The organism is Neorhizobium sp. DAR64872/K0K18 (assembly GCF_050500175.1).
GTDB classification, from domain to species: Bacteria; Pseudomonadota; Alphaproteobacteria; order Rhizobiales; family Rhizobiaceae; genus Neorhizobium; species Neorhizobium soli.
Map to the genome: position 1 here is coordinate 284,399 of NZ_CP191445.1, position 21,646 is coordinate 306,044.

The following is a 21,646-nucleotide window of genomic DNA, read 5'->3' on the forward strand; positions in this document are numbered from 1 at the left end:
AGGTTGGCGACGCCCCAAATATCTCGATGGCACACTGCCGGTGGCCGTCTCAAGACTGCTTCCGTCCTTTTCTAGCTCGCAGGCCCGGTGCGTCGTTTCCCTGAGGCTTTAAGCTCCCGGTTGATCCGATCGGCCGCATCCGCCAATGCTGTCCTGTCTGACTTTGCCCCCGACAATGCGTCATGCACTTCCTCGCCAAGGATTCGTTCGATCGCTGAATATTGCGGAATATTGGGTCGCTGCCAGGTGTGCAGCAGGTTTTTCTTCGCGAGCTGATCGACAAAACGCACGATCGGCGAACTCGCAGCCGCCTCCGGGTCCGCACTCACCGAGAAGCGCGGGGCGATCGGAAAGCCGTTCTTGACATGGGCCTTCATGGCCTCGCGCGACGCCATCCAGGCGATTGCGTCTGCGGCGAGTTCCACCCGGGCTTCGGGCAGATTGGACGGAATGCAGAAAAGGAAACCGCCGATCGGCGAAGCGCGGGTGCCGCCAGGCCCGGAGGGCTGTGGCAGGTACTCGACCCGCCGCTTGACCACGGACTGAACGTCGTACTCGAACCTTGCCGCGCGCATCGTCCAGAAATAGCCGAGACTGGCCTTTCCCTTCATGAACACGTCAAGCGTCTTGTCCCACGCCATGTTGAGAATGCCCGGCGGCGAGATCTCGATCAGGCGGCGCATGAAGTCCAGCGCGGAGAGGGCGGCATCCGACTGGATGGTACAGTGCAGTTCTTCGAGGTTCACACCCTCCAGCGTAAAGCCCGCCCGGGACTTGCGCAGTGAAATGGTCGGCTGGCCGCAAGCGCCGAGAAAGAACATGAAGCTCGACGCGATCGGCATGCCGCGGGCACCGTCCCAGACTGCGCCATACATGCCGTGCTGCGGGGCGTGGAAATGCCGGCCTGCGGCAAGCACGTCCTCGAACTTTCGCGGGAAATCCAGCCCGGCATCGGCAAACAGGTCCCGCCGGGCGGCGAGGATCTCGATCGTGCAGTAGCCCGGAACGCCATAGTCCTGGCCATCCCAACGGGCCGTCGACCAGATGGAAGGATGGAAGTCGAGCGGGTTGATACCGGTTTTCTGAATGAGGGCATCGAAGGGGCGGATGATGTCCTTTTCGGCAAACTCGCCAAGCCAGGGCATGTTGATGGCGAGAACATCGTAGTCAGAGACCGGTTTGTTGCGATTGTCCAGGATGCGGCGATAGAGATCTGGCAGTGGCAGAAGGTCGAAGTTCTTCTTCGATGCGAGGTTGTTGCGGAAGTCGGCCCACATGTTGCGCATGGACGAAAAGTAGTTGTCGTCGTTGAGGAGGAAGCGCAGTTCGATATGCGACTCGACCCGCTTCTGCACCAGTCGCATGGGCGGGATGATCTGCGAGCCCAACGGGGTCCCGCCAAAGTAATAGTCTTCCTCCTGCTCGCCGCCGCGCAGGCCGAGCGTCTGGGCAAGCAGGGACTTCGTCTTTCCGGCATAAGCCTGGAAGGACTGCAGGAGCTTTTCGCTCGGTTGCAGGGAAAAGGTCTTGGCGCCGGGCCCCTTGGGGACTTTCAAAATGTAGCCACTGTCCACCATGCGATTGATCAGCCGCATGGAAGTTGCGTAGGGCAGGCCGGATTCCTGGCCGAGCGTTGAGATGGCGACAGTCTGGCTGTGGATATGGGCCTTGATGAGAAAGACCACGATTTTCCAGCCGGGGTCTTCGTCGAATCCGCCGATCACGTCGCCGAAGGGCCGCCGGGTCTTGTCCAGGAACTCAATCACCCGCAGCATTTCGTAGTCGTTCACGTCGGCCCCCCGTCCGTCGCGTCACTAGACGATGTTCGTAGCCATTGCAGCGCCTCTTGGCTAGGCGCCAGGTGCTGACGCGAATGTGGTGATTATTTTTCCGCTGGCGGCAGCAGACCCGCGCGGCGTTCGGACTGCTCGAACAGCACAAAGAAGTCCTTTTCGGCCAGCCCTTCCGTAAAGGCGGTCTCGTATTGCTGACGGATCATCGATGCCATGTACATCGGGATATGGTCTGCCCGGGCCGCGTCGAGGATCAGGTCGAAGTCCTTCATCATCTGCGACACCGAAAAAGCCGGATCGAAATTGCGCTGGACCAGAAGGTCACGCTTATAGGCGATCAAAGGCGACGCAACTGCACTTTCGCAAATGACATTGAGCATGGTCTCAACCGAGAGGTTTCCCTTGAGGCCGAGCGTCAGCGCTTCGCCCAGCAGAGCCGATGTGGCGCCCACCAGGGCGTTGAGGACGAGCTTCAGATAGCGGGCCTCCTCGGCCTGGCCGACATAGAAGCGACGCGAGGCAAAGCAACCAAAGATAGGATCAAGGCGCTTGTAGGCGTCTTCCGGACCTGACGCCATAACCGAAAGGGTTCCCGCAGACGCGGTCGCCGTGCTGCCCGAGACCGGTGCGCGCAGGTAATGGACGCCGCATGCGCTCATGGCTTCATTCACTTCGGCGGAGATCGCGGGCGACACAGTGCTCATTTCCACCAGCGTCTGGCCGGTTTTCATGACGCTCGCAAGGCCGCCCTTGCCGAAGATGAGGTCCCGCAAAACGGCGTCGTTGGGAATAGTCAGGATCACGACGTCGGATTTCGCGGCCAGATCCTCAAGCGTGTGGGCGACATTGGCGCCTTCCGCAACGATCGTCGCCCGATTTTCGGGCAAGGGTTCATAGACGTGAAGCCGGTAACCGGCTTCCAGCACCCGGCGGCTCATCGGAGCGCCCATCTTGCCTATGCCAGCCCAGCCGACTGAAATTTCTTCGTTCATTGCGTCCTCCCGTCCCAATCGACAACAGGCTGTGACGGACCACCGATCTGGCCATCGCCTGGGGATCCATACGCCCAGCGCGCGCATCGATCTGCGCGGACCAGACATTTCCTCCCTCCAAAACACTAGGGCGACAGCCTATCGAATGCTCTCTGCAAAATATCCATTCTGGACAAAAGGGGGGCTGTGACAGGTTCCGTTATCTACTAGCCTGAAGTCGGACCGTTCAGCGTTCCGTGGGAGGAACTTAGCTGACAACAAGGATCATGGTGCGCGCGCTGTCGAGCGTCGTTCCCCTGTGCCGTGTGTTTCGCAGGATATGTCGAGGATCGGAGGAGGATCCGCCATGCAAGACGATCATTTCAGAAATTTGGATATTCGCCGCTAGCAAACCTCGGCAATGCGTTGGTGAGGCCACTGCCGCCATGTCGCCTCGTGACATCAGAGATTGGCGGGGCGCGGCTGGCAGCGCAGGCAGATGCAGTTATTTCGGGAAGGACAGTCAGATGAAAGCCGTTCGCTACTACACACAGAAAGACATCCGGGTGGAGGATGTCCCGGCGCCTTCGGGTCCGCTCGGGGACGACATGGTGCTGATCGAGCCGCTGGTCTGTGGCATTTGCGGGACCGACCTGCATGAATACATTGCCGGACCGATCGTGACGCCGAGCACGCCTCATGTCTATTCGGGCGCAACACTGCCACAGATTCTCGGCCACGAATTCTCGGCGCGCGTCCTTGAAGTCGGGCGCAACGTAACGCATGTTTCGCCCGGAACCCGCGTGTCGGTGCAGCCACTCATCTCCCCACGCGACGACTATTACGGGCGCCGTGGTCAATATCATCTCAGCGAGAAAATGGCCTGCGTCGGCCTGTCCTGGGACTGGGGCGGCATGGGCGAGCGCGCTGTCGTCAACAGCTACAACGTCTTTCCGGTCCCTGACAGCGTCAGCGACGTTCAGGCGGCCATGATCGAACCGGCGGCGGTCGCGCTCTATGGCGTCGATCGCGGCGGTGTCGAGGCCGGAAGCACGGTCCTCGTGTCCGGTGTCGGGCCGATCGGAGCTCTGGTCCTTCTGGCGACCCGCGCAGCCGGTGCGACGACGATCTTCGTTTCCGAACTCAATCCAAACCGCCGCGCGCTGGCTCAGAAGCTGGTCCCGGAGGCGATCGTCTTCGACCCGCGCGAAACGGATACGGAAAGCCTTTTCCGACAGCATACCGAAGACGGCGTCGGCGTCGATGTGGCGCTCGAATGTGTCGGCGCGGAAGCCTCTCTCAATCTCTGCGTCAAGGCCGTCAAGCGCCGAGGCACGGTCGTCCAGGTCGGCCTGCATGTCAAACCTGCCTCGATCGACGCCATGCTCTGGGCCTTGAAGGACATCACAGTGGAGGCGACGTGGTGCTATCCGGTGACGATCTGGCCACGCATAGCCCAGATGATCGGCGCCGGCATCTTTCCGGTTGAGCAGATTGTGACCGCGCAGATCTCGCCGGAGGATGTGGTCGAGAAGGGTTTCGAGGCTCTGCTCGATCCCAATGCGTCACACATGAAGATTCTGGTCAACATGCAGGGCTGACACCCTGCGCTTGCCGCGGACCGTGACAAGCGCGGCCGCCACGCAGATCCGTCCGACCAAAGGTGATTTGCGGGCGGTCTGCAGCACTTGAAACAGCCTGATCCAAGAGGGTTATCATGCATTACATCGTTCATTGCCTCGACCATCCCGGCGCCGTTGACAAGCGCCTCGCCCATTACGATGCCCATAAGGACTATCTGGCATCTGCCAAGACAAAGACCGTAATCTCCGGTCCTCTTCTCGCCGACGACAACGAGACGATGATCGGCTCGCTGTTCCTGCTCGAGGCCGACACGAAGGACGAGGTGGTGGCCTTCAACCAGGCAGATCCGTTCAATGCTGCCGGCGTCTGGGCGTCGGTAAACATCCATCCCTTTGCCAAGCGGGTGGACAACCGATGAGCGGCTACGAGGGAAAACCCGTCCAGGCGGCCATTGTCGGCCTTGGCTGGTGGGGCAAGAAAATGGCGACGCTGGTCAATGCGGGAGGTGCTGAAATGCACTTCGTGCATGGCGTCGACCCCAACCCGGCAGAGCAGGGCTTTGCCGCGGAACGGGGCATGCGTTTCTCCTCCGAACTCGGCGAGGCGCTTGCCGATCCCGAGGTCGAGGCCGTGATTTTGGCAACGCCACATTCGCTGCACCAGAGCCAGATCGCGCAGGCGGTTGCCGCCGGCAAGCATGTCTTTTGCGAAAAGCCGCTTGCGATGACCAGGAAGGACGCCGAAGCCTCTGTCGCGCTGTGCGAGAAGGCCGGTCTGGTGCTTGGCATGGGACACGAGCGCCGCTTTGAACCGCCGATTGCCGAGATCCTTGATGCCGCGGCCACGGGCCGCCTTGGCCGCCTACTGCAGATCGAAGCCAATTTCAGCCATGACAAGTTCCTGGGGCTCGATCCGTCCAACTGGCGGCTCGATGCCGAACAGGCGCCGGCGGGCGGCATGACTGCCACCGGCATCCATCTGACGGACCTCTCCGTCAAGCTGATGGGGCCGGCGAAGGATGTCCGCGTCATCTGCGAAAACCTCGCGTCGGAAATCCCGCAGGGCGACACCATGAGTGCGCATATCCGCTTCAAGTCCGGCGGGTCGGCCTATGTGTCCGCCACACTTGCAACGCCGTTCATCTCGCGCTTTGCGGTGTTCGGCACGCTCGGCTGGATCGAGGTGCGGGACAAAGCGCATGTGGAATCGCCGGATGGGTGGATCGTCACCGAGGGCTGGAAGGGCCAGCCGATCACGACCCGCGAAGTGTCACCGGCCGAGCCGGTCCGGGACAACCTGCGGGCTTTTGCGCGCGCTGTCCGCGGCAGAGAGACCTATCCGATTAGCGGCGAAGAAATGATCGACAATATTGCGCTGCTCGAAGCGATCATCCTGTCTGCCCGCTCGGGCGCAGTGGAGCAACTTTGAGATTGGCTTTGGGAGGAGCATCATGAAAGCCTTGGTATTCGAAGCACCGGACAAGCCGGTCATTGCCGATCTGGGCATGCCGGAGATTTCCGCAAACGAGGTCCTCGTCCGAACCCGTGCCGTCGGCATCTGTCATTCGGATTACGAACTTCTGGCCGGTCGCTACATCATTCCGATCTCCTATCCGGTGACGCCCGGCCACGAGTGGAGCGGCGAGATCGTCGAGGTCGGTCGCAACGTCACGGGCTTCAAGGCGGGCGACCGTGTGGTCGGCGAATGCGTGGTGCGCACGCCCGAGCGGCTTCATCATTTCGGTTTTTCGATAAGCGGCGCCGACCGGGAGTTCTTCGCCGTCAATCCGGAATGGCTGCATAAGCTGCCGGACGCGGTGGACGACAAGAAGGCGGCGCTGATCGAGCCGTTTACCTGCGGCTTCTATGCGGTGCTGCGGTCCGGCTGCACCAATGCCAGCGAGACGGTCGTCGTCTCCGGCGGCGGAACGATCGGCCTGGTGTCGGCAGCGGCTGCGATTGGCATGGGTGCGCGCGTCATCGTCGTTGATCCGCTCGTAACCCGTCGCGATGTGGCGCTGAAACTCGGCGCAGACGCTGCGATCGATCCATCCGATGGCGGCGCGGCAGATCGGATCCGAGAGATGACCGGTGGTCATGGCGCTGATCTGGTGGTCGAAGCCTCCGGACATGATGCCTCGCTTGCGGCGGCGTTCGACTACGCAAAAGAAGACGGGCGCATGTCGATGGTCGGCATCAACATCGGCCGCAAAGTCCCTGTTGTCATCGGCCAGATCCAGATGAAGAATCTGACGGTCCGGGGCTGTATCGGCTCGCCCGGCGTCTGGCCGGCCGCGATCCGCTTCCTGGAGCGAACGGGCATCGACCTCTCGCCGATCCAGACCCATGACTATGCTCTGACCGATGCGGTGCAAGCCTTCAACTTTGGCAAGGACGCGACCAAGAGCATCAAGATCACTCTTTTGAATGGATGAGAACATGACACATCACGCTCTCATTGTCGGTGCGACCGGCATTGCCGGCAGCAATCTTGCCGAATACCTGCTGGCCCAAGGCGGCTGGGAGATTTCCGGTCTGTCCCGGTCGCAAAGCCCGATTGCCGCCGTCCGGACCCTGTCCTGCGACCTCACCGACGCTGCCTCCGTCGCTGCCGCCCTCGAGGGTATCCGGCCTACCCATGTCTTCATCACCGCCTGGTCGCGGCAGGAGACGGAAGACGAGAACTGCAAGGTGAATGGTGCGATGGTCCGCAACGTTCTCGATGCCCTGCGTGGCCGAGGTGTGAACCATGTCGCCCTCGTTACCGGCACCAAGCATTATCTTGGGCCTTTCGAGAACTATGCGAAAGTCGCGCCGCAGACGCCGTTCCGCGAAGAGCAGGAGCGCCTTCCCAACCAGAACTTCTACTATGTGCAGGAAGACGAGGTCTTTGCGGCGGCAGCCCGCGAAGGGTTCACCTGGTCGGTGCATCGGCCGCACACGCTGATCGGCTATGCGGTCGGTAATGCGATGAACATGGCGGCCACGCTCGGCGTCTATGCCTCCATCTGCAAGGAAACCGGCATGCCCTTCGTGTTTCCGGGATCCTCCGAGCAATGGCAGGCGGCAACCGACGTCACCGATGCGCGCATCCTCGCCAATCAACTGGCCTGGGCGTCGACGACGCCGGCCGCAGCCAACACGGCGTTCAACGTGGTCAATGGCGATGTCTTCCGCTGGAAGTGGCTCTGGCCGCGCATCGCTGCCTATTTCGGCATCGAAGCTGCGGACTATCCGGGCTCTCCTCAGCCGCTCGAGACGAAGATGGCCGATGCCGCGCCCATCTGGGATGCGCTCGTGAAGAAGCACGGCCTCAAGGAAAATGCGCTCTCGCGCGTCGCCTCTTTCTGGCACACGGACGCCGACCTTGGCCGGCAGGTGGAGACGTTCAACGACATGGCCCGCAGCCGCAAGGCCGGTTTCCTTGCCTACCAGGACACGACGGAATCCTTCACGGACGCCTTCGATCGCCTGCGCGCCGACCGGATCATTCCGTGATGACAGGACCACGCGACCAGCAAGGAGATCGACAGGCCATGGCGGACATCGGTTACTTTACGGAGACGAACTCGGTCGACACCGTCAATGCGCGCATGGGCTCTGACGTTGATCCGCGTCTTGCGCAAGTGATGGCGAGCCTTGTGAAGCATCTGCATGACTTTGCCCGGGAGGTCCAACTGACGCAGGATGAGTGGGAGACGGCGATCGGGTTTCTCACCCGCACCGGCCAGATCTGCACGCAGGAGCGGCAGGAGTTCATTCTTCTGTCCGATACGCTCGGTCTGTCGATGCTGGTGGATGCGATCAACAACCGTCGGCCCGAGGGTGCAACGGAAAACACCGTGTTTGGGCCGTTCCATGTCGAAGGCGCCCCGGTGAGGGAGATGGGCGCGCAGATCTGTCTGGACGGGAAGGGCGAGAGCTGCCTGTTCCTCGGCCGTGTGCTCGATCTCGAGGGCAAGCCGATCGAGGGGGCGCGGATCGACGTGTGGTCCGACAATGCCGACGGCTACTATGACGTCCAGCAGCCCGACATTCAGCCGAAATGGAACAATCGCGGCGTATTCGTCACGGAGGCCGACGGACATTACAGCTTCATCGGCATCAAGCCGGTGTCCTACCCCATTCCCGACGACGGTCCTGTGGGAGAGATGCTCGCGCATCTGGGACGGCACCCATATCGCCCGGCTCACATGCACTACATGGTGCGAGCCGAAGGCTATCAGAAGCTGGTGACGCATACGTTTGTCGGTGGTGATGCGTATCTCGAATCCGACGCGGTGTTTGGCGTCAAATCGACCCTCGTCGCACCGTTCGACCGCCTTGAAGACGGCGACACGCTGTGGCGTTCGGAGTTCGATTTCATCCTCGTGCGACCTGACCAGTCAAGATAGGAGCCAGGCTTGGACAATTTCATCTATAATGGAAATCCGGCCCGCGTGATTTTCGGGCGTGGAACGATCTCTCGCCTGGCGGAAGAGGCCGAGCGATTGTCGGCCGATCGGGTGCTGGTGCTTTCAACGCCCGAACAGGCAGACCAGGCGCAGGGGATTGCAGAGGTTCTGGGCTCGCGCTTTGCCGGGCTGTATTCCAAGGCGCAGATGCATACGCCGGTCGACGTGACGGCCGATGCTTTGCGTGAGGTCGAGCGGCTCGGGGCCAATGCGGTTCTGTCGATCGGCGGCGGGTCCACGACTGGGCTTGGTAAAGCGATCGCCTTTCGCACCGACCTTCCGCAGATCGTCGTGCCGACGACCTATGCCGGGTCTGAAGCGACTCCCATTCTGGGTGAGACGGAGAATGGCCGTAAGGTGACGAAATCCGACCCGCGCATCCTTCCCGAGGTCATCGTCTACGACGTCGACCTCACTCTCACCCTGCCGGTTGCCATGTCGGTGACAAGCGGCATCAATGCCGTGGCGCATGCGGTGGAAGCGCTTTATGCCCGCGAGGCCAACCCGATTGTTTCGCTGATGGCGGAGCAGGGGATTGCCGCGATTGCCCGCGCGCTCCCCATCATTGCCCGTCGCCCGGATGATCCGGATGCCAGGGCGGACGCGCTCTATGGGGCCTGGCTCTGTGGCGTGTGCCTTGGATCCGTCGGCATGGCGTTGCACCACAAGCTTTGCCACACGCTCGGCGGCATGTTCAACCTGCCGCACGCCCCCATGCATACGGCACTTCTGCCGCATGCGGTCGCTTATAACGCACCGGCCGCGCCGGAAGCCATGGCGCGTATTGCGCAGGCGCTCGGTGCAAAGGATTCGGCAACGGGGCTGTTTGATCTGGCTCAAGGACTGGGGGCTTCGATGGCTCTTAAAACTATGGGAATGCCGGACGACGGCATCGATCCTGCCGTCGAGCAGGCTATGGCCAATGCCTATTGGAACCCGCGAGTGCTGGAAAAGGATGGTTTGCGCCAGCTTTTGGCCGGGGCTTACGAGGGCCAGCGACCAGAATAACGTCTTATAATGAACGGCCCTTGGGAGGAGGTAGCGATGAGCAAGTGGCTTAGTGATTACTGGCAGGTGATATCGGATTGGCTTCGTGAACTGGGCGCCGCCCACGTCGTGGACGACGGCTCATCCGAGCGAAAAGACAAGCCATGATCAGGCACATCGTCATGTGGAACGTGCGCGGCGAGACGCCCGAGGAAAAACTCGTCTCTGCGCGTCTGATCAAGACCAAATTCGAAGGCCTCAAAGGACAGATCCCCGGTTTGAGTACAATTGAGGTGGGGTTGGACATCAGCCGCATCTCCTATGCCTGCGACGTAGTTCTCTACTCCGAGTTCGACGACGAAGCCGCTCTCAAGCTTTACGCGGACCATCCGGCGCACGCGAAGGTGCGGGCCGAGCTCGAGGGCATCCGGATCGCCCGCCATCAGGTCGATTATATCTGCTGACCACACGTGTCGCCTGACCGCGCGATAAGCGCGGCGCGGCCCCGCCTTCATGCCTTTCTAGGAGACCATCGCATGACTTCCCATTCCAGCAAGACGCCGAGAATTGCTTTTCTCGGAACCGGCGCACAGGGCGCATCGATCGGAGCGGACTTCGTTCTCGCCGGTCATGACGTGACCTTCATCGAGCAATGGCCCGACCATGTGAACGCGATCCGGGAAAATGGGATCACCGTCAATCTGCCGACCCGGACGATCAACGCCAGGGTCAAGGCCTTGCATCTCTGCGAAGTCGCGGAGATCAAGGAGCCGTTTGATCTCGTCTTCCTGGTGGTCAAAGCCTACGACACGAAATGGGCGACCCAACTGATCGAGCCGGTGCTGGCCAAGGACGGCTTGGTCATCGGCCTCCAAAACGGCATGACCCACGAGGACATTGCGGCCATCGTCGGGCGGCAGCGGACTATCGGCGCCGTCATCGAAATCGCTTCCAACATGTTCGTACCCGGCGTCACCAACCGGCAGAACGACCACGATACCTCCTGGTTTGCGCTCGGCGCCCTAGACCCGCAGACCCAGGAGAGGGTGGAGTCGGTGGCCGACCTGCTGCGCTGCACCGGGACCGTCGAGGTGACGGATGATATCCGCTCCGCCAAATGGATGAAGCTCGTCGTCAACGCCGCCGAACTTATTCCGTCTGCCATCGTCAACCTGCCGCTCGGCGATGCAGCCCGCAGCCCGGGAATGCTAGAGGTGATGCGAGCTGCCGGATATGAGGCCATGCAGGCGGCGATTGCCGATGGCGCAAAGATTGTCCCGATCATCGGCATGCCACCGGTCACCACCAACCATCCGGAACGCTACGTCGATCAGATCTTCGAGGAGGTGCTCACCGTCTTCTCGCAAGCCGATACGCTCACGACCTCACTGCAGGACTGGCGGAAGGGCCGGCGGGCCGAGATCCAGGAGGTCAACGGCTGGGTCATCGACACGCTGAAAGCGCATGGCCGGACGGCCCCGATCAATCAGCGGGTCGTAGATCTGGCCTATGAGATCGAGGCGAACACGCTTGAGGCGAAACCAGAAAACGCCGCTTTGCTGATCGAAACCTATGCGGCCAGCATCCCGGCGGGCTGAGGGTGCACTGATATGTTTCCCGTCTCGAATACACTTATCCAAAGCGGATATTTTCAGGGTTTTCGTAGTCTTCAAAATACATACAGTTGATCGGAAGGAGTTCGGAGGAGAGAATTTCCTGACGTATTTGAAGCGCCGGATTGCGTACTTGTTTTAGCAAGAGATGCTGACCGGTCAGAGTGACAAATTCTTGGAGGAGCAAGAATTTGGGCAATCCGCAAATCATCGTGCCTTGTGAAGTTCTGACCGCGCAGCGGTTCGGAGCCAGCTACAGGCTTGCCGAAGCTTGAGGCTGAGGCCGACGATGCTAAGGATCTGTCCAGCAGATTGCTTCCTCCAGGTATGAACCATAACCGGCTCTGGGAGGAGGACGCGATGCCTGATTTTGCTGACAAACCGACGTGTCTCTTTGCAGACTTCAAGGCGGCGTCCGGCGCCGCCGAAGAGATCGGCTTGCGCCGCCCGGCCATCGCCTCGGGTGAGGTGCGATCATCAAAAGGAGCCGACCGGTGAGTGCAGTCTCAACAATCCCCACACGGGCGGACAGCTATGCCCCAGGCCGGATGAAGCTGACGCGGAGTTTCGTGACCGTGGTCTTCTCAACCATGGTCCTTTTGATCGCCTGCCTAGTCTTTGCGCCCTCAAGCGTATCCTGGGGTGCCCTGTCAGGCAGTCTTCCGTTTGCGGCGATCATTGCCATTGTCGGCCTCGGCCAGTTGATGGTGGTTCAGCAGGGCGGCTTTGACCTCTCGCTTCCCGGTGCCGTCTCTCTCGCCGTCGTGGTCTCGACCCATTACCCGCAGCAAAATGACGGATTGCTGTATCAGGCGGTGCTGCTGGCGCTGGCCTTCAATCTGACGATCGGCTTTCTCAATGGCGCGCTCGTCAGCATCTTCCGCCTGAACTCGATCATTGCGACGATTGGCACCAACGCACTGCTTTATGCGACCGTCTTTGCCATGTCGGGCGGGGTGCCGTCGGTCACGACGGACCTGCTTGCAAATATTGCCGGCGGCGAGACCTTCGGCCTGCCCAATGCCGTCTTCTTCGCCCTCGGCGCGACCGCGCTGGTCTCTTTCATGCTGAAAAAGACCGTGGGCGGCCGGCGGTTCGAGGCGATCGGCGCAAGCCCTGCTGCCGGAGAGGCCGCAGGCCTGCGCGTGCGCTCCTATCAGATGATGGCCTATGTCTATGCCCAGCTGTTCTATTGCCTGGCCGGCGTCCTGATTGCCGGCATCACCCGCGAACCCACGGCCTTCCAAGGCGATAGCCTGCTGCTGCCGTCGGTTGCCGTCGTCGTGCTGGGAGGCACGTCGCTGCTCGGCGGGCGCGGATTTCCCATCTCGACGGTGCTGGCGGCCTTCTTCCTCAACCAGCTGAGCCAGTTCGCGCTGTCGGTCGGTGTGCCCTATTCAGCACAAACCATCATCCAGGCTTTGGCCCTCGGTTTCGGCATCGGCGTCTACTCGCTCCGGTGGAGCGGGAAAGTCAGAAAAACAACCTAACAATAACAAGTGGAGGAGCAGACATGAACTACGCAAATTTGAAGAAGGGCCTGGCAGTCTCGGTTGCGACTGCGGTCATCGCATTGGGAGGTGCGGGTCTGGCAAAGGCGGAGACACCGTCCTGGTGCGGGCCCAAGAAGGCGACGCTCGCCCTTCTCGACGGCTACGGCGGCAACAGCTGGCGCCAGGTGACGACGGCATCCGGCAAGCAGACCGTCGAACTGTGCCCCAGTATCACCAAGTATGAGTATGCCGACGGCCAGGGCGACACCCAGAAGGCAATCTCCGACATCAAGGGTATGGCCGCCAAGGGCGTCGATGCGCTGGTCGTCTTTGGCGACGCCGGCCCGGCCATGCTGCCGGCCATCACCAGCGTCTTCAAGGCCGGAAAGATCATTGTGCCCTACCGCGTCGCTGTTGGCGGCAAGGAAGGCATGAATTATTCGAAGTTCATCGGCTCGTCCTTCGAAAACGACGGCGTCACCTGGGGCAAATGGATCAAGGGTGTGCTTCCAAAGGGCGGCAATGTCCTGTTCCTCAGCGGTCCTGCCGGCAACAGCCAGGGTCTGGATGAGCTGAAAGGGCTGAAGAGCGTGCTCGGGCCTGAGTATGTCTTCGTCAATCAGGCGCCTTTCGCCGTCACGAACTGGGATCCGGCGCTGACGCAAAAGGTGCTGACCGCCGAAATCGCCAAGAACGCCAAGATCGACGTCATCGTCTCCGACTTCGGCCCGTCGCTGGTCGGTGCTCTGCCGGCCTTCACCAAGCAGGGCAAATCGATCCCGGCACTGGCTACGTCAGACGGCAACTCGCTCGGCTGCTTCTGGCAGGACAACCACGCCAGCAACCCGGACTTCAAGCTGTTCACCGTCGCCACCGGTAACGACAATGTCCGGTTGGCCGTGCAGTGGGCCGTCGCGCTTGCAACCGGCGGCGAAAAGCCGAAGGAGCAGATCTTCGAGGCGCCTGCCTACGAGGATTCCGTATCGGGCAAGCCCAATGCCGTTCAGTGCCGCAAGGATCTGCCGGGCGCCATCTACATGTCCTCGGCGCTGAAGCCGGAAGACCAGGCAAAGGCCGTCGGCCAGTAACTGAAACTCACGCATCGCTGACCCCGGAGGGTTTACCTTCCGGGGCTCTGTCACCAGGACGGATTGCAAATAATGTTGGCACGAAACAGTCAAGACGTGGCGCTGGACGCTCGGGATGTGGTGATCCGCCTTTCGGGCATCTCGAAATATTTCTCGGTTGTCGCGGCACTGGCCGATGTCAGTGTGGAATTCCGGGCCGGCGAAGTGCATGCCCTTCTCGGCGAGAACGGCGCCGGCAAATCGACCCTGATGAACATCATTTCCGGAACGCTGCAGCCGACCGAGGGAGAGATTCACTTCGAAGGCCGCGCCGTACAGCAAATGACCCCGGAAATCGCCAAGTCCCACGGGATTGGCATCTGCTTCCAGCATCCTGCCATTCTGGACGATCTGTCGATCCTGGAAAACCTGCGCGTGGCCTTGCCAGCCTCGGTGTTTGCGGGCGCAAAGCCCGACGATGTGGGCCGGCGCGTGCTTGCCAAGGTCGGCCTGCATCTCCCGCTTGGCATGCGCGCCGACGGTCTGACGGTTGCGCAGAAGCATTTGCTGGAGATCGCCAAGGCGCTGGCGCTTGAGCCGAAGGTGCTGATCCTGGACGAACCCACTGCCTCGCTCGACCAGGATTCGACCGACATGCTGTTTGCCCGCATCCGAGAGGTTGCGGCCGCTGGCACATCGGTCATCTACATCACCCATCGCCTGGCCGAACTTCGCCAGATCGCCGATCGGGTCACCGTGCTTCGGGATGGTCGCGTGCGCGGCTCCGCCGTCATCGGCGAGATCAGCGATTCCGATCTGGTCGGGCTGATCGTCGGGCGTACTCTGGAATCGGCATTCCCGCCGAAAGCGTCAACGGCCGATACGGAGACCGGTCTGTCCGTGGTGGGCATCACCAACAGGGACCTGAAGAACATCAGCTTCGACGTGCCGCGCGGGCAGATCGTTGGGATCGCCGGTGTCGCCGGCAACGGTCAGCCGGAACTGATGCGGGTTCTTGCAGGGCTGAGGCGTGCCGAGGGGCAGATCGTCTTACGCGGGCGCGCACTCGCCCAACCGGAACTCCTCCATGAGGCGGCCTTCATGCCGTCGGATCGCCACGTCGAAGGTGTCGCCGGTAGTTTGACCGTTCGGGAAAACGCAACCTATTCCGCGCTTGAGAAGTTCGCGGTCGGTGGCGTGATGAGCCGCAAGAAGGAACTGGCGCAGGTCGGCGCGATCTTCCGTGAGCTGGCGGTCAAGACGCCCGGGATCGAAGCGCCGATTTTTGCGCTGTCGGGCGGCAACCAGCAAAAAGTGGTCATGGCCCGCGCACTTTTGTCCGAGCCGGGACTGATCATTGCGGACGAACCGACGCAAGGGGTGGATGTCGGAGCCCGGTTTGAAATCTACCGAATTCTGCGCGAAGTCTCGGAGGCAGGGACGCCGGTTGTGGTGAACTCCTCCGATGCCGTGGAGCTCGAAGGGCTGTGCGACAAGGTCGTCGTGCTGTCGCGCGGGCATGTGGTCGAGATCCTCGAAGGTGACGACGTCACCGAAGAACGAATAGTCGCTGCGGCCGTTGGAGCGCAGACGCATGGCGACAGCAGTTCGACGGTGGCACAGCCGAGTACCGGCAGCCGATGGCGCGACCTGCTGCGGTCGGACAATGCTCCGGCGGTCCCGCTTGCCATCGTGACCGTGCTCCTTGGGCTCTATGTCTATGGCCAGAACGAGAACTTCTTCTCGGTCTACAACATCTACAACATCCTGCTTTTGGCGACCGCACTCGGCTTTATTGCGATGGGCCAGACAGTGGCGCTGCTGATGGGCGGGATCGATCTTTCGGTCGGTCCTCTCGCCGGATTTCTGGTCGTGGTCGCGTCATTCTTCATTACCGACGACAATTCCACTGCGATGATGGCGGTCGGCTTCCTCCTGATGTTTGCCGCCGCCTTGGTGACCGGGGCTATCAACGGAGTGCTGATCCGCTTTGCGAATTTCACCCCGATTGCCGCGACGCTTGCGATGTATATCGCCATCCAGGGCTGCAGCTTCCTGCTGCGCGACAATCCGGATGGCTATATCAGCGCGACGGTCACCGACTGGGTCAACTGGCAATTGGGTCCTTTCCCGGTCGCCTTTCTGGTACTGGTTGTTGCAGCGGTCGGCGCCGAAACGCTGTTGCGCCGGACACGTGCAGGCTGGCGTTTGCGGGCGGTCGGATCCGACGAACAATCTGCGCGCCGGGCCGGCATTCCTGTCGAACTCACCTTCATCGGCGGCTATATCGCCTGTTCGCTGCTGACCGCTGTCGGTGCCATCATGCTGATGACGCAGATCGGTGTCGGTGACCCGCGCCAGGGCGTGAACTACACGCTGGCCAGCATCACCGCAGTCGTTCTGGGCGGAACGAGCCTTTCGGGCGGGCGGGGAACCTTCATCGGAACCCTTCTCGGAGCCGTGCTTCTGACCGAAGTGCTGAACGCGGTGACATTCCTGGGGCTGACCCAGACCTACCAGTATCTCTTCCAGGGATTGCTGGTTGTGGTGGCAGCGTTGATCTACGCAAGCGCTGGCCGGCGGAAATCGCACTGACCTCCTGGTTCTGAACAGGAGTACCTGCCGTCGATCGTGAGAAGACGACCCGGAACGCGCATCTTGACTGATTCCATAAATCCAGTATTCTGGATATATGGAATCAGAAGTCGCTATTCTCGCCCTTGCGGCGCTTGCTCAGCCAACCCGGCTCGAAGCTTTTCGCCTGCTTGTCAGGCATGAACCGGATGGACTGCCCGCAGGTGACATAGCGCGCGCGCTCGCGGTGCCGCAAAACACGATGTCTGCGCATCTCAACATCTTGTCACGCGCGGGTCTTGTTTCTTCGCAGCGCCAAAGCCGCGTCGTTACCTACCGTGTGGAGATGGAGACGTTACGGGAACTGGTACTCTTCCTTCTCAAGGACTGCTGTGGCGGAAACGCAGAGCTCTGCGCGCCGCTGATTACGGAACTCACCCCGTGCTGCCCTCCGGAAAAGGCGCTCTCATGACCGACAAGACATTCAACGTCCTGTTTCTGTGCACCGGCAACTCTGCGAGATCGATCCTCGCGGAAAGTGTTTTGCGAAAAATTGGCGCTGGGAAATTCAATGCCTACTCGGCGGGAAGCCAGCCTAAAGGCAACGTCAACCCAATGGCGCTCGATGTGCTTGTTGGCCACAAGTTTCCCACGGAGGGACTTCGGTCAAAAAGTTGGGACGAGTTTGCGGGTGCCGAGGCTCCGCAATTAGATTTTATCTTTACGGTCTGCGACAACGCTGCTGGCGAATCCTGCCCGGTCTGGCCGGGAAAACCGATGACCGCCCATTGGGGTATCGAGGATCCTGCTGCGGTGGAGGGGACCGACGCGGAAAAGCGCATCGCCTTCACCACAGCGCTACGCTACATGAAGCTGCGTATTGCGGCTTTCGCCGCGCTGCCTTTGCAAAGCCTCGAAAGGATAAGCTTGACCGCCAGGCTTCAGGAAATCGGTCAGCTCGAAGGATCGACAAACAAAAGGCCTGACGTCGCATGACTAACCCTATCGATATCGTCATCTACCACAACCCGGACTGCGGGACCTCGCGCAACACGCTTGCGATGATCCGCAACGCCGGCATCGAACCCCATGTGGTCGAGTATCTCAAAACCCCGCCAGCGCGCGCGCTGCTTAAGCAGTTGATCGACCGGATGGGAATTTCAGTGCGCGATCTTCTTCGCGAAAAGGGAACGCCATTTTCCGAACTCGGTTTGGGCGACCCTTCCTTGTCCGATGAGCAACTGGTCGATGCCATGATGGACCATCCCATCCTGATCAACCGTCCAATCGTCGTCACGCCTGCCGGTGTCAGGCTGTGCCGACCATCGGAAGCGGTGTTGGATATTCTTCCAGCTGGCCAGCAGGCTGCGTTTGCCAAGGAAGATGGCGAAGTCGTCGTCGATCAGGCCGGTCGTCGCGTCGTCTGACGCACGCCATTTAAGCCGAACCCGTGCGGCCCCAGTCTTCATGGCAAGGCTGCGGACGATGTCTATCTGCCAAGGAGGTCGCAAATGCGTCCCGAAGAACCAACACTGCGTCTGTCGTTCCTCGACCGCTATCTGACCGTCTGGATTTTTGCCGCCATGGCACTGGGTGTGCTGCTCGGAACTGTCATTACCGGCCTGCCCGCAGCGCTCGACAGCCTGTCCGTCGGCACCACCAATATTCCGATTGCAATCGGCCTCATCCTGATGATGTATCCGCCTCTGGCGAAAGTGCGCTTTGAGGAACTCCCTCAGGTGTTTGCCGACAAGCGGGTTCTGGCGATTTCTCTCCTGCAGAACTGGATTATCGGTCCGGTGCTGATGTTCGCGCTGGCGGTGATCTTCCTGCGGGACTATCCGGAATACATGACCGGCCTCATCCTGATTGGTCTCGCACGCTGCATTGCCATGGTTCTCGTCTGGAACCAGCTTGCCCGGGGCGACAACCAGTATGTCGCGGGTCTCGTTGCCTTCAATTCGATTTTCCAGATCCTGTTTTTCAGCGTCTATGCGTGGTTTTTCCTGTCCGTCCTGCCTCCGCTGTTTGGTCTTGAAGGCAGTGTGATTGACGTCTCGTTCTGGACGATTGCGGAAGCGGTGTTGATCTATCTCGGTATTCCGTTTCTTGCGGGATATCTGTCGCGCCGCTTGCTGACCGCGAGCAAGGGCAGGGACTGGTACGAAAATGTCTTCCTCCCGAAGATCAGCCCTATGACCCTGGCCGCCCTTCTGTTCACGATCGTCGCCATGTTCAGCCTGAAGGGCGGAGACGTGGTCCGCCTGCCGGGCGATGTGGTGATGATCGCCATTCCGCTGACGATCTACTTTCTCATCATGTTTCTTGTCAGTTTCTGGATGGCGAGGTCGGTGGGGACAGATTATCCGCGCACGACAGCGGTTGCCTTTACTGCGGCCGGCAACAACTTCGAGCTGGCCATCGCGGTTGCCATTGCCGCGTTCGGCCTGGCGTCCCCGGTCGCATTTGCGGCCGTCATCGGCCCGCTCGTCGAGGTTCCTGTGCTGATCCTTTTGGTACAGATGGCACTGTGGATGGGCCGCAGATATTTTGCCAAATCGGCAGGAAGCCCGGCCGTGTAGCGCTCCCAGCGGGCACCCAAGGACGCACGGATCCCAGCGTACTGGTTCAGGCCGGACGGCTCGCGAGATGATCGCCAGACTTGTGGCGGCGCTCCAGTCGCGCAATCCCGACGAAGGCGACAATCGCACAGGCCCCGAGCGCTGTTGTGATGGTCAGTGACCACAGCGTGCCGATATGGGCCATGGCAAACGCCAGCGCAAACGGTGCGGTCGCGGACAGGATCAATCGTGCGGCCATGACCTTGCCCTGCAGCCTGCCGTAGCCAGCGCTGCCAAACAGCATCAGCGGCAGGGTGCCGGTGACGATGCTGAAAAGACCGTTGCCCAAACCGAAGACAACGGCAAACGCCATGGCGCCTGTCACCGACGGAGCGGTGAGGGTGAGGATCAATACACCCCCGGGGATCAACGTGGCGGCAATCGTTGCCAAAGCCAGCGGCGGCAGATTGCCGCCGAGCACCATATTGGCAAACCGGCTCAGCACTTGTGACGGACCAAACAGCGTGCCGACAATGGCGGCCGTGGCCCCAAGGCCAAGACCCGACAGCAGCGGCACCATATGCACCAGGATCGCCGCACTGACGAGAGATTGCAAAGAGAACCCCACCACCATCAGCTTGAACCCGAACTGCCGGACGTCCGGGCTGAGGCACCCTTCGACGACTTGCGCCGTGCCGTTCTGTTTCTGCGACTTCCCCTGGGCAAGGCCGTAGGACAGCCAGGCGTGCAGAGGCAGGCAGACGAGCAGATTGAGCCCGGCAAACACCAGGTAGACATTCTGCCAGGACAGATGGGCGTGCAGAGCCGTTGTGATGGGCCAGAAGATCGTCGAGGCGAAGCCGGCGATGAGGGTCAGATAGGTGATGCTGCGCTGGGCGGTGCGGGGGCTTGCCTGCACCAGCAGCGCAAAGGCCGCGCCATATTGTACGAGATTGGCGGCGATCTCGATCACGATCAAAGCGGCGACGAAGCCGCTCTTGCCCGGCGCATAGGCACAAGCGACCAGCGCTGCCGCGGCAATCGCGGATCCGGCCGTCATCACCCGTCCTGCGCCAAAATGATCAATGGCCCGGCCGAGCCAGGGAGCGGTCAAGCCGCCCAGAAGAAGTGCCGCCGAAAGTGCGGCAAATATCCACTCCGTCGACCAGTTCAGGTCTCGCGCCATATCGGGTGCAAGAATGCTGAAGCTGTAATAGAGAGTTCCATAGCCGATGATCTGGGTGAGGCCCAGGGCAAGGATAGTGCCGATCGGCGGCCGCTCGCTCATATCGACTTCAGATCCACGCGCTGTTCGAGCTTTGCGGCCTCTTCCTTCCTCTCGCTATAGCGGTCTGTCAGGTAGTCGGACGCATCGCGGGTCAGCAGTGTGAATTTGACCAATTCCTCGCAGACATCGACGACGCGATCGTAGTAGGCCGAGGGTTTCATGCGGCCATCCGTGTCGAACTCCTGCCATACCTTGGCAACCGACGACTGGTTCGGAATGGTGATCATCCGCATCCAGCGACCGAGAATGCGCAACTGATTGACCGCGTTGAAGGATTGCGAGCCACCGGAGACCTGCATGACGGCGAGCGTCTTGCCCTGCGTCGGTCGCACCGAACCGGTCGTGAGGGGGATCCAGTCGATCTGCGCTTTGATAATGCCGGTCATCGCACCGTGCCGCTCCGGGCTGACCCAGACATGGCCTTCCGACCAGAGAGAAAGCGCGCGCAATTCCTGAACCTTCGGATCCGTATCCGGTGCGCCATCTGGAAGGGGCAGACCTTCGGGATTGAAGATCTTCACCTCGCATCCAAGGTGCTCGAGGAGCCGTGCTGCCTCTTCCGCCAAAAGACGGCTGAACGAAATCTTCCGCAGCGATCCATAGAGGATCAGGATCCGCGGCTTGTGCTGCGAATAGGGTGGTCGAAGTGCCTCAAGGTCGGGCTGGGAAATGAGATCAAGCGAGGCGGCTGGCAGATCAGCCATTTGGATACTCCGTCGGATGAGATTGAAACGTTCGCATTTGGGGCTCCTATGACCCACACCCGGCGAGTTCTGTAGGCCCGCAACCGACGTCAGATTGGCCCGAACAACAGTTCTCCATCAGGAAATGGGCGAGGCCGTTGAGGGTCTCGAAATTCGCGCTGTAGACGATGGAGCGTGACTCCCGCTGAGCGCTGATCAGGCCCGCATGTTCCAGTTCTTTGAGATGAAAGGAAATGTTGGAAGGCGACACGTTCACAGCTTCGGCAATCATACCCGCCGCCAGTCCGCCCGGGCCGGCGACGACGAGCTTGCGAATGACCTGCAGTCGGGTCTGCTGTGACAGTGCGCCGAACGCATCAAGGACCTGTCGCTCGTTCACCAGTTCATTCCTTGTCCAATAGTGACCAGGCGCGGGCGCTTGCCCGGCCTTCAAAGCCCTGTAAAGGCTATAGACCAACAATTATTCAAGACTTCAAGGATTATTGAAATATTGGCCGAAAACAATATGCGTGACGAAGCCCGCACGCTCGATCCCATAACTCCATCCGGTCTCTCAAG

The 21,646-nt window shown here is 60.8% G+C and carries 22 protein-coding genes; 17 read left to right on the forward strand and 5 right to left on the reverse strand.

Translation table 11 applies throughout. The features are described 5' to 3' along the window. Nucleotides 1-71: 71 nt before the first annotated feature. Both ACQY1P_RS01290 and ACQY1P_RS01295 read right to left on the reverse strand, forming a co-directional pair. Nucleotides 72-1,790, reverse strand: coding sequence for an extracellular solute-binding protein (locus ACQY1P_RS01290; protein ID WP_062577913.1), 1,719 nt, complete (start codon nucleotides 1,788-1,790; stop codon nucleotides 72-74). Nucleotides 1,791-1,882: 92 nt separating this feature from the next. Continuing rightward, nucleotides 1,883-2,785 carry an NAD(P)-dependent oxidoreductase gene (locus tag ACQY1P_RS01295; RefSeq protein ID WP_062459871.1) on the reverse strand — a complete coding sequence of 301 codons (903 nt, stop codon included), beginning with the start codon at nucleotides 2,783-2,785 and terminating at the stop codon, nucleotides 1,883-1,885. A 506-nt stretch (nucleotides 2,786-3,291) separates the two neighbouring features. On the opposite strand from ACQY1P_RS01295, the gene ACQY1P_RS01300 reads away from it, so the two are divergent. The 17 genes from ACQY1P_RS01300 (at nucleotide 3,292) to arsB (ending at nucleotide 19,117) form a co-directional block, all read left to right on the forward strand. Next, nucleotides 3,292-4,365, forward strand: a complete 1,074-nt coding sequence (locus ACQY1P_RS01300) for a 2,3-butanediol dehydrogenase (protein WP_062459869.1) — start codon at nucleotides 3,292-3,294, stop codon at nucleotides 4,363-4,365. A 116-nt stretch (nucleotides 4,366-4,481) separates the two neighbouring features. Further along, nucleotides 4,482-4,766, forward strand: coding sequence for a YciI family protein (locus tag ACQY1P_RS01305; RefSeq protein ID WP_430253581.1), 285 nt, complete (start codon nucleotides 4,482-4,484; stop codon nucleotides 4,764-4,766). Further along, complete coding sequence (locus tag ACQY1P_RS01310; protein ID WP_430245723.1) at nucleotides 4,763-5,776, forward strand: Gfo/Idh/MocA family protein; 1,014 nt, start codon at nucleotides 4,763-4,765, stop codon at nucleotides 5,774-5,776. Before ACQY1P_RS01305 ends, ACQY1P_RS01310 begins: the two co-directional genes overlap by 4 nt. A 22-nt stretch (nucleotides 5,777-5,798) precedes the next feature. Beyond that, the gene (locus tag ACQY1P_RS01315; RefSeq protein WP_430253583.1) at nucleotides 5,799-6,782 is read left to right on the forward strand and encodes a zinc-dependent alcohol dehydrogenase; all 984 of its coding nucleotides are present in this window, start codon (nucleotides 5,799-5,801) and stop codon (nucleotides 6,780-6,782) included. Nucleotides 6,783-6,786: 4 nt separating this feature from the next. Then, the gene (locus tag ACQY1P_RS01320; protein ID WP_430253585.1) at nucleotides 6,787-7,845 is read left to right on the forward strand and encodes an SDR family oxidoreductase; all 1,059 of its coding nucleotides are present in this window, start codon (nucleotides 6,787-6,789) and stop codon (nucleotides 7,843-7,845) included. A gap of 38 nt (nucleotides 7,846-7,883) precedes the next feature. Further along, a complete protein-coding gene (locus ACQY1P_RS01325) occupies nucleotides 7,884-8,741 on the forward strand; it encodes an intradiol ring-cleavage dioxygenase (RefSeq protein ID WP_430253587.1) in 858 nt (285 codons plus the stop codon). Nucleotides 8,742-8,750: 9 nt separating this feature from the next. Beyond that, entirely contained in the window at nucleotides 8,751-9,809 is a 1,059-nt protein-coding gene (locus ACQY1P_RS01330) for a maleylacetate reductase (RefSeq protein WP_430253589.1), read from the forward strand. Between the two features lie 143 nt (nucleotides 9,810-9,952). Continuing rightward, nucleotides 9,953-10,252 carry a Dabb family protein gene (locus ACQY1P_RS01335; protein WP_430253591.1) on the forward strand — a complete coding sequence of 100 codons (300 nt, stop codon included), beginning with the start codon at nucleotides 9,953-9,955 and terminating at the stop codon, nucleotides 10,250-10,252. A gap of 72 nt (nucleotides 10,253-10,324) precedes the next feature. Further along, nucleotides 10,325-11,386 (forward strand): ketopantoate reductase family protein, encoded by a 1,062-nt coding sequence (locus ACQY1P_RS01340; RefSeq protein ID WP_113165359.1) that lies wholly within the window; start codon nucleotides 10,325-10,327, stop codon nucleotides 11,384-11,386. 276 nt (nucleotides 11,387-11,662) lie between these two features. Then, complete coding sequence (locus ACQY1P_RS01345) at nucleotides 11,663-11,899, forward strand: hypothetical protein (RefSeq protein WP_430253593.1); 237 nt, start codon at nucleotides 11,663-11,665, stop codon at nucleotides 11,897-11,899. Beyond that, nucleotides 11,896-12,891 (forward strand): ABC transporter permease, encoded by a 996-nt coding sequence (locus ACQY1P_RS01350; protein ID WP_430253595.1) that lies wholly within the window; start codon nucleotides 11,896-11,898, stop codon nucleotides 12,889-12,891. The genes ACQY1P_RS01345 and ACQY1P_RS01350 overlap by 4 nt, the downstream gene beginning before the upstream one ends. 23 nt (nucleotides 12,892-12,914) lie before the next feature. After that, nucleotides 12,915-13,982, forward strand: a complete 1,068-nt coding sequence (locus tag ACQY1P_RS01355; RefSeq protein ID WP_062459847.1) for a substrate-binding domain-containing protein — start codon at nucleotides 12,915-12,917, stop codon at nucleotides 13,980-13,982. 72 nt (nucleotides 13,983-14,054) lie between these two features. Next, entirely contained in the window at nucleotides 14,055-16,556 is a 2,502-nt protein-coding gene (locus ACQY1P_RS01360; protein WP_430253597.1) for an ATP-binding cassette domain-containing protein, read from the forward strand. 97 nt (nucleotides 16,557-16,653) lie between these two features. Beyond that, entirely contained in the window at nucleotides 16,654-17,007 is a 354-nt protein-coding gene (locus ACQY1P_RS01365; protein WP_430253599.1) for an ArsR/SmtB family transcription factor, read from the forward strand. Beyond that, nucleotides 17,004-17,531, forward strand: coding sequence for an arsenate reductase ArsC (locus ACQY1P_RS01370; RefSeq protein ID WP_430253601.1), 528 nt, complete (start codon nucleotides 17,004-17,006; stop codon nucleotides 17,529-17,531). Before ACQY1P_RS01365 ends, ACQY1P_RS01370 begins: the two co-directional genes overlap by 4 nt. Next, nucleotides 17,528-17,962: an arsenate reductase (glutaredoxin) gene (gene arsC, locus ACQY1P_RS01375; RefSeq protein ID WP_113111431.1), complete on the forward strand. Its 435-nt coding sequence runs from the start codon at nucleotides 17,528-17,530 to the stop codon at nucleotides 17,960-17,962. The genes ACQY1P_RS01370 and arsC overlap by 4 nt, the downstream gene beginning before the upstream one ends. An 84-nt stretch (nucleotides 17,963-18,046) precedes the next feature. Next, nucleotides 18,047-19,117: an ACR3 family arsenite efflux transporter gene (arsB, locus tag ACQY1P_RS01380; RefSeq protein ID WP_430253603.1), complete on the forward strand. Its 1,071-nt coding sequence runs from the start codon at nucleotides 18,047-18,049 to the stop codon at nucleotides 19,115-19,117. 46 nt (nucleotides 19,118-19,163) lie between these two features. Here arsB and arsK read toward each other — a convergent pair whose 3' ends face one another. From arsK to ACQY1P_RS01395, 3 genes are read right to left on the reverse strand one after another with little or no spacing between them, the layout of a single operon-like run. Then, nucleotides 19,164-20,384, reverse strand: coding sequence for an arsenite efflux MFS transporter ArsK (gene arsK, locus ACQY1P_RS01385; RefSeq protein WP_325264973.1), 1,221 nt, complete (start codon nucleotides 20,382-20,384; stop codon nucleotides 19,164-19,166). After that, nucleotides 20,381-21,088 (reverse strand): arsenical resistance protein ArsH, encoded by a 708-nt coding sequence (gene arsH, locus ACQY1P_RS01390; RefSeq protein ID WP_430253605.1) that lies wholly within the window; start codon nucleotides 21,086-21,088, stop codon nucleotides 20,381-20,383. Before arsH ends, arsK begins: the two co-directional genes overlap by 4 nt. A 46-nt stretch (nucleotides 21,089-21,134) precedes the next feature. Next, entirely contained in the window at nucleotides 21,135-21,467 is a 333-nt protein-coding gene (locus ACQY1P_RS01395; protein ID WP_430253607.1) for an ArsR/SmtB family transcription factor, read from the reverse strand. Nucleotides 21,468-21,646: the final 179 nt, after the last annotated feature.

Bases quoted from the DNA above. Each gene is read 5' to 3' on its own strand.
- ACQY1P_RS01315 (WP_430253583.1), top strand. From the start codon at position 5,799: ATGAAAGCCTTGGTATTCGAAGCACCGGACAAGCCGGTCATTGCCGAT.
- ACQY1P_RS01365 (WP_430253599.1), top strand. From the start codon at position 16,654: ATGGAATCAGAAGTCGCTATTCTCGCCCTTGCGGCGCTTGCTCAGCCA.
- ACQY1P_RS01370 (WP_430253601.1), top strand. From the start codon at position 17,004: ATGACCGACAAGACATTCAACGTCCTGTTTCTGTGCACCGGCAACTCT.
- arsB (WP_430253603.1), top strand. From the start codon at position 18,047: ATGCGTCCCGAAGAACCAACACTGCGTCTGTCGTTCCTCGACCGCTAT.
- ACQY1P_RS01325 (WP_430253587.1), top strand. From the start codon at position 7,884: ATGGCGGACATCGGTTACTTTACGGAGACGAACTCGGTCGACACCGTC.
- arsK (WP_325264973.1), bottom strand. From the start codon at position 20,384: ATGAGCGAGCGGCCGCCGATCGGCACTATCCTTGCCCTGGGCCTCACC.
- ACQY1P_RS01305 (WP_430253581.1), top strand. From the start codon at position 4,482: ATGCATTACATCGTTCATTGCCTCGACCATCCCGGCGCCGTTGACAAG.
- arsC (WP_113111431.1), top strand. From the start codon at position 17,528: ATGACTAACCCTATCGATATCGTCATCTACCACAACCCGGACTGCGGG.
- ACQY1P_RS01320 (WP_430253585.1), top strand. From the start codon at position 6,787: ATGACACATCACGCTCTCATTGTCGGTGCGACCGGCATTGCCGGCAGC.
- ACQY1P_RS01310 (WP_430245723.1), top strand. From the start codon at position 4,763: ATGAGCGGCTACGAGGGAAAACCCGTCCAGGCGGCCATTGTCGGCCTT.
- ACQY1P_RS01340 (WP_113165359.1), top strand. From the start codon at position 10,325: ATGACTTCCCATTCCAGCAAGACGCCGAGAATTGCTTTTCTCGGAACC.
- ACQY1P_RS01355 (WP_062459847.1), top strand. From the start codon at position 12,915: ATGAACTACGCAAATTTGAAGAAGGGCCTGGCAGTCTCGGTTGCGACT.
- ACQY1P_RS01360 (WP_430253597.1), top strand. From the start codon at position 14,055: ATGTTGGCACGAAACAGTCAAGACGTGGCGCTGGACGCTCGGGATGTG.
- arsH (WP_430253605.1), bottom strand. From the start codon at position 21,088: ATGGCTGATCTGCCAGCCGCCTCGCTTGATCTCATTTCCCAGCCCGAC.
- ACQY1P_RS01295 (WP_062459871.1), bottom strand. From the start codon at position 2,785: ATGAACGAAGAAATTTCAGTCGGCTGGGCTGGCATAGGCAAGATGGGC.
- ACQY1P_RS01300 (WP_062459869.1), top strand. From the start codon at position 3,292: ATGAAAGCCGTTCGCTACTACACACAGAAAGACATCCGGGTGGAGGAT.
- ACQY1P_RS01335 (WP_430253591.1), top strand. From the start codon at position 9,953: ATGATCAGGCACATCGTCATGTGGAACGTGCGCGGCGAGACGCCCGAG.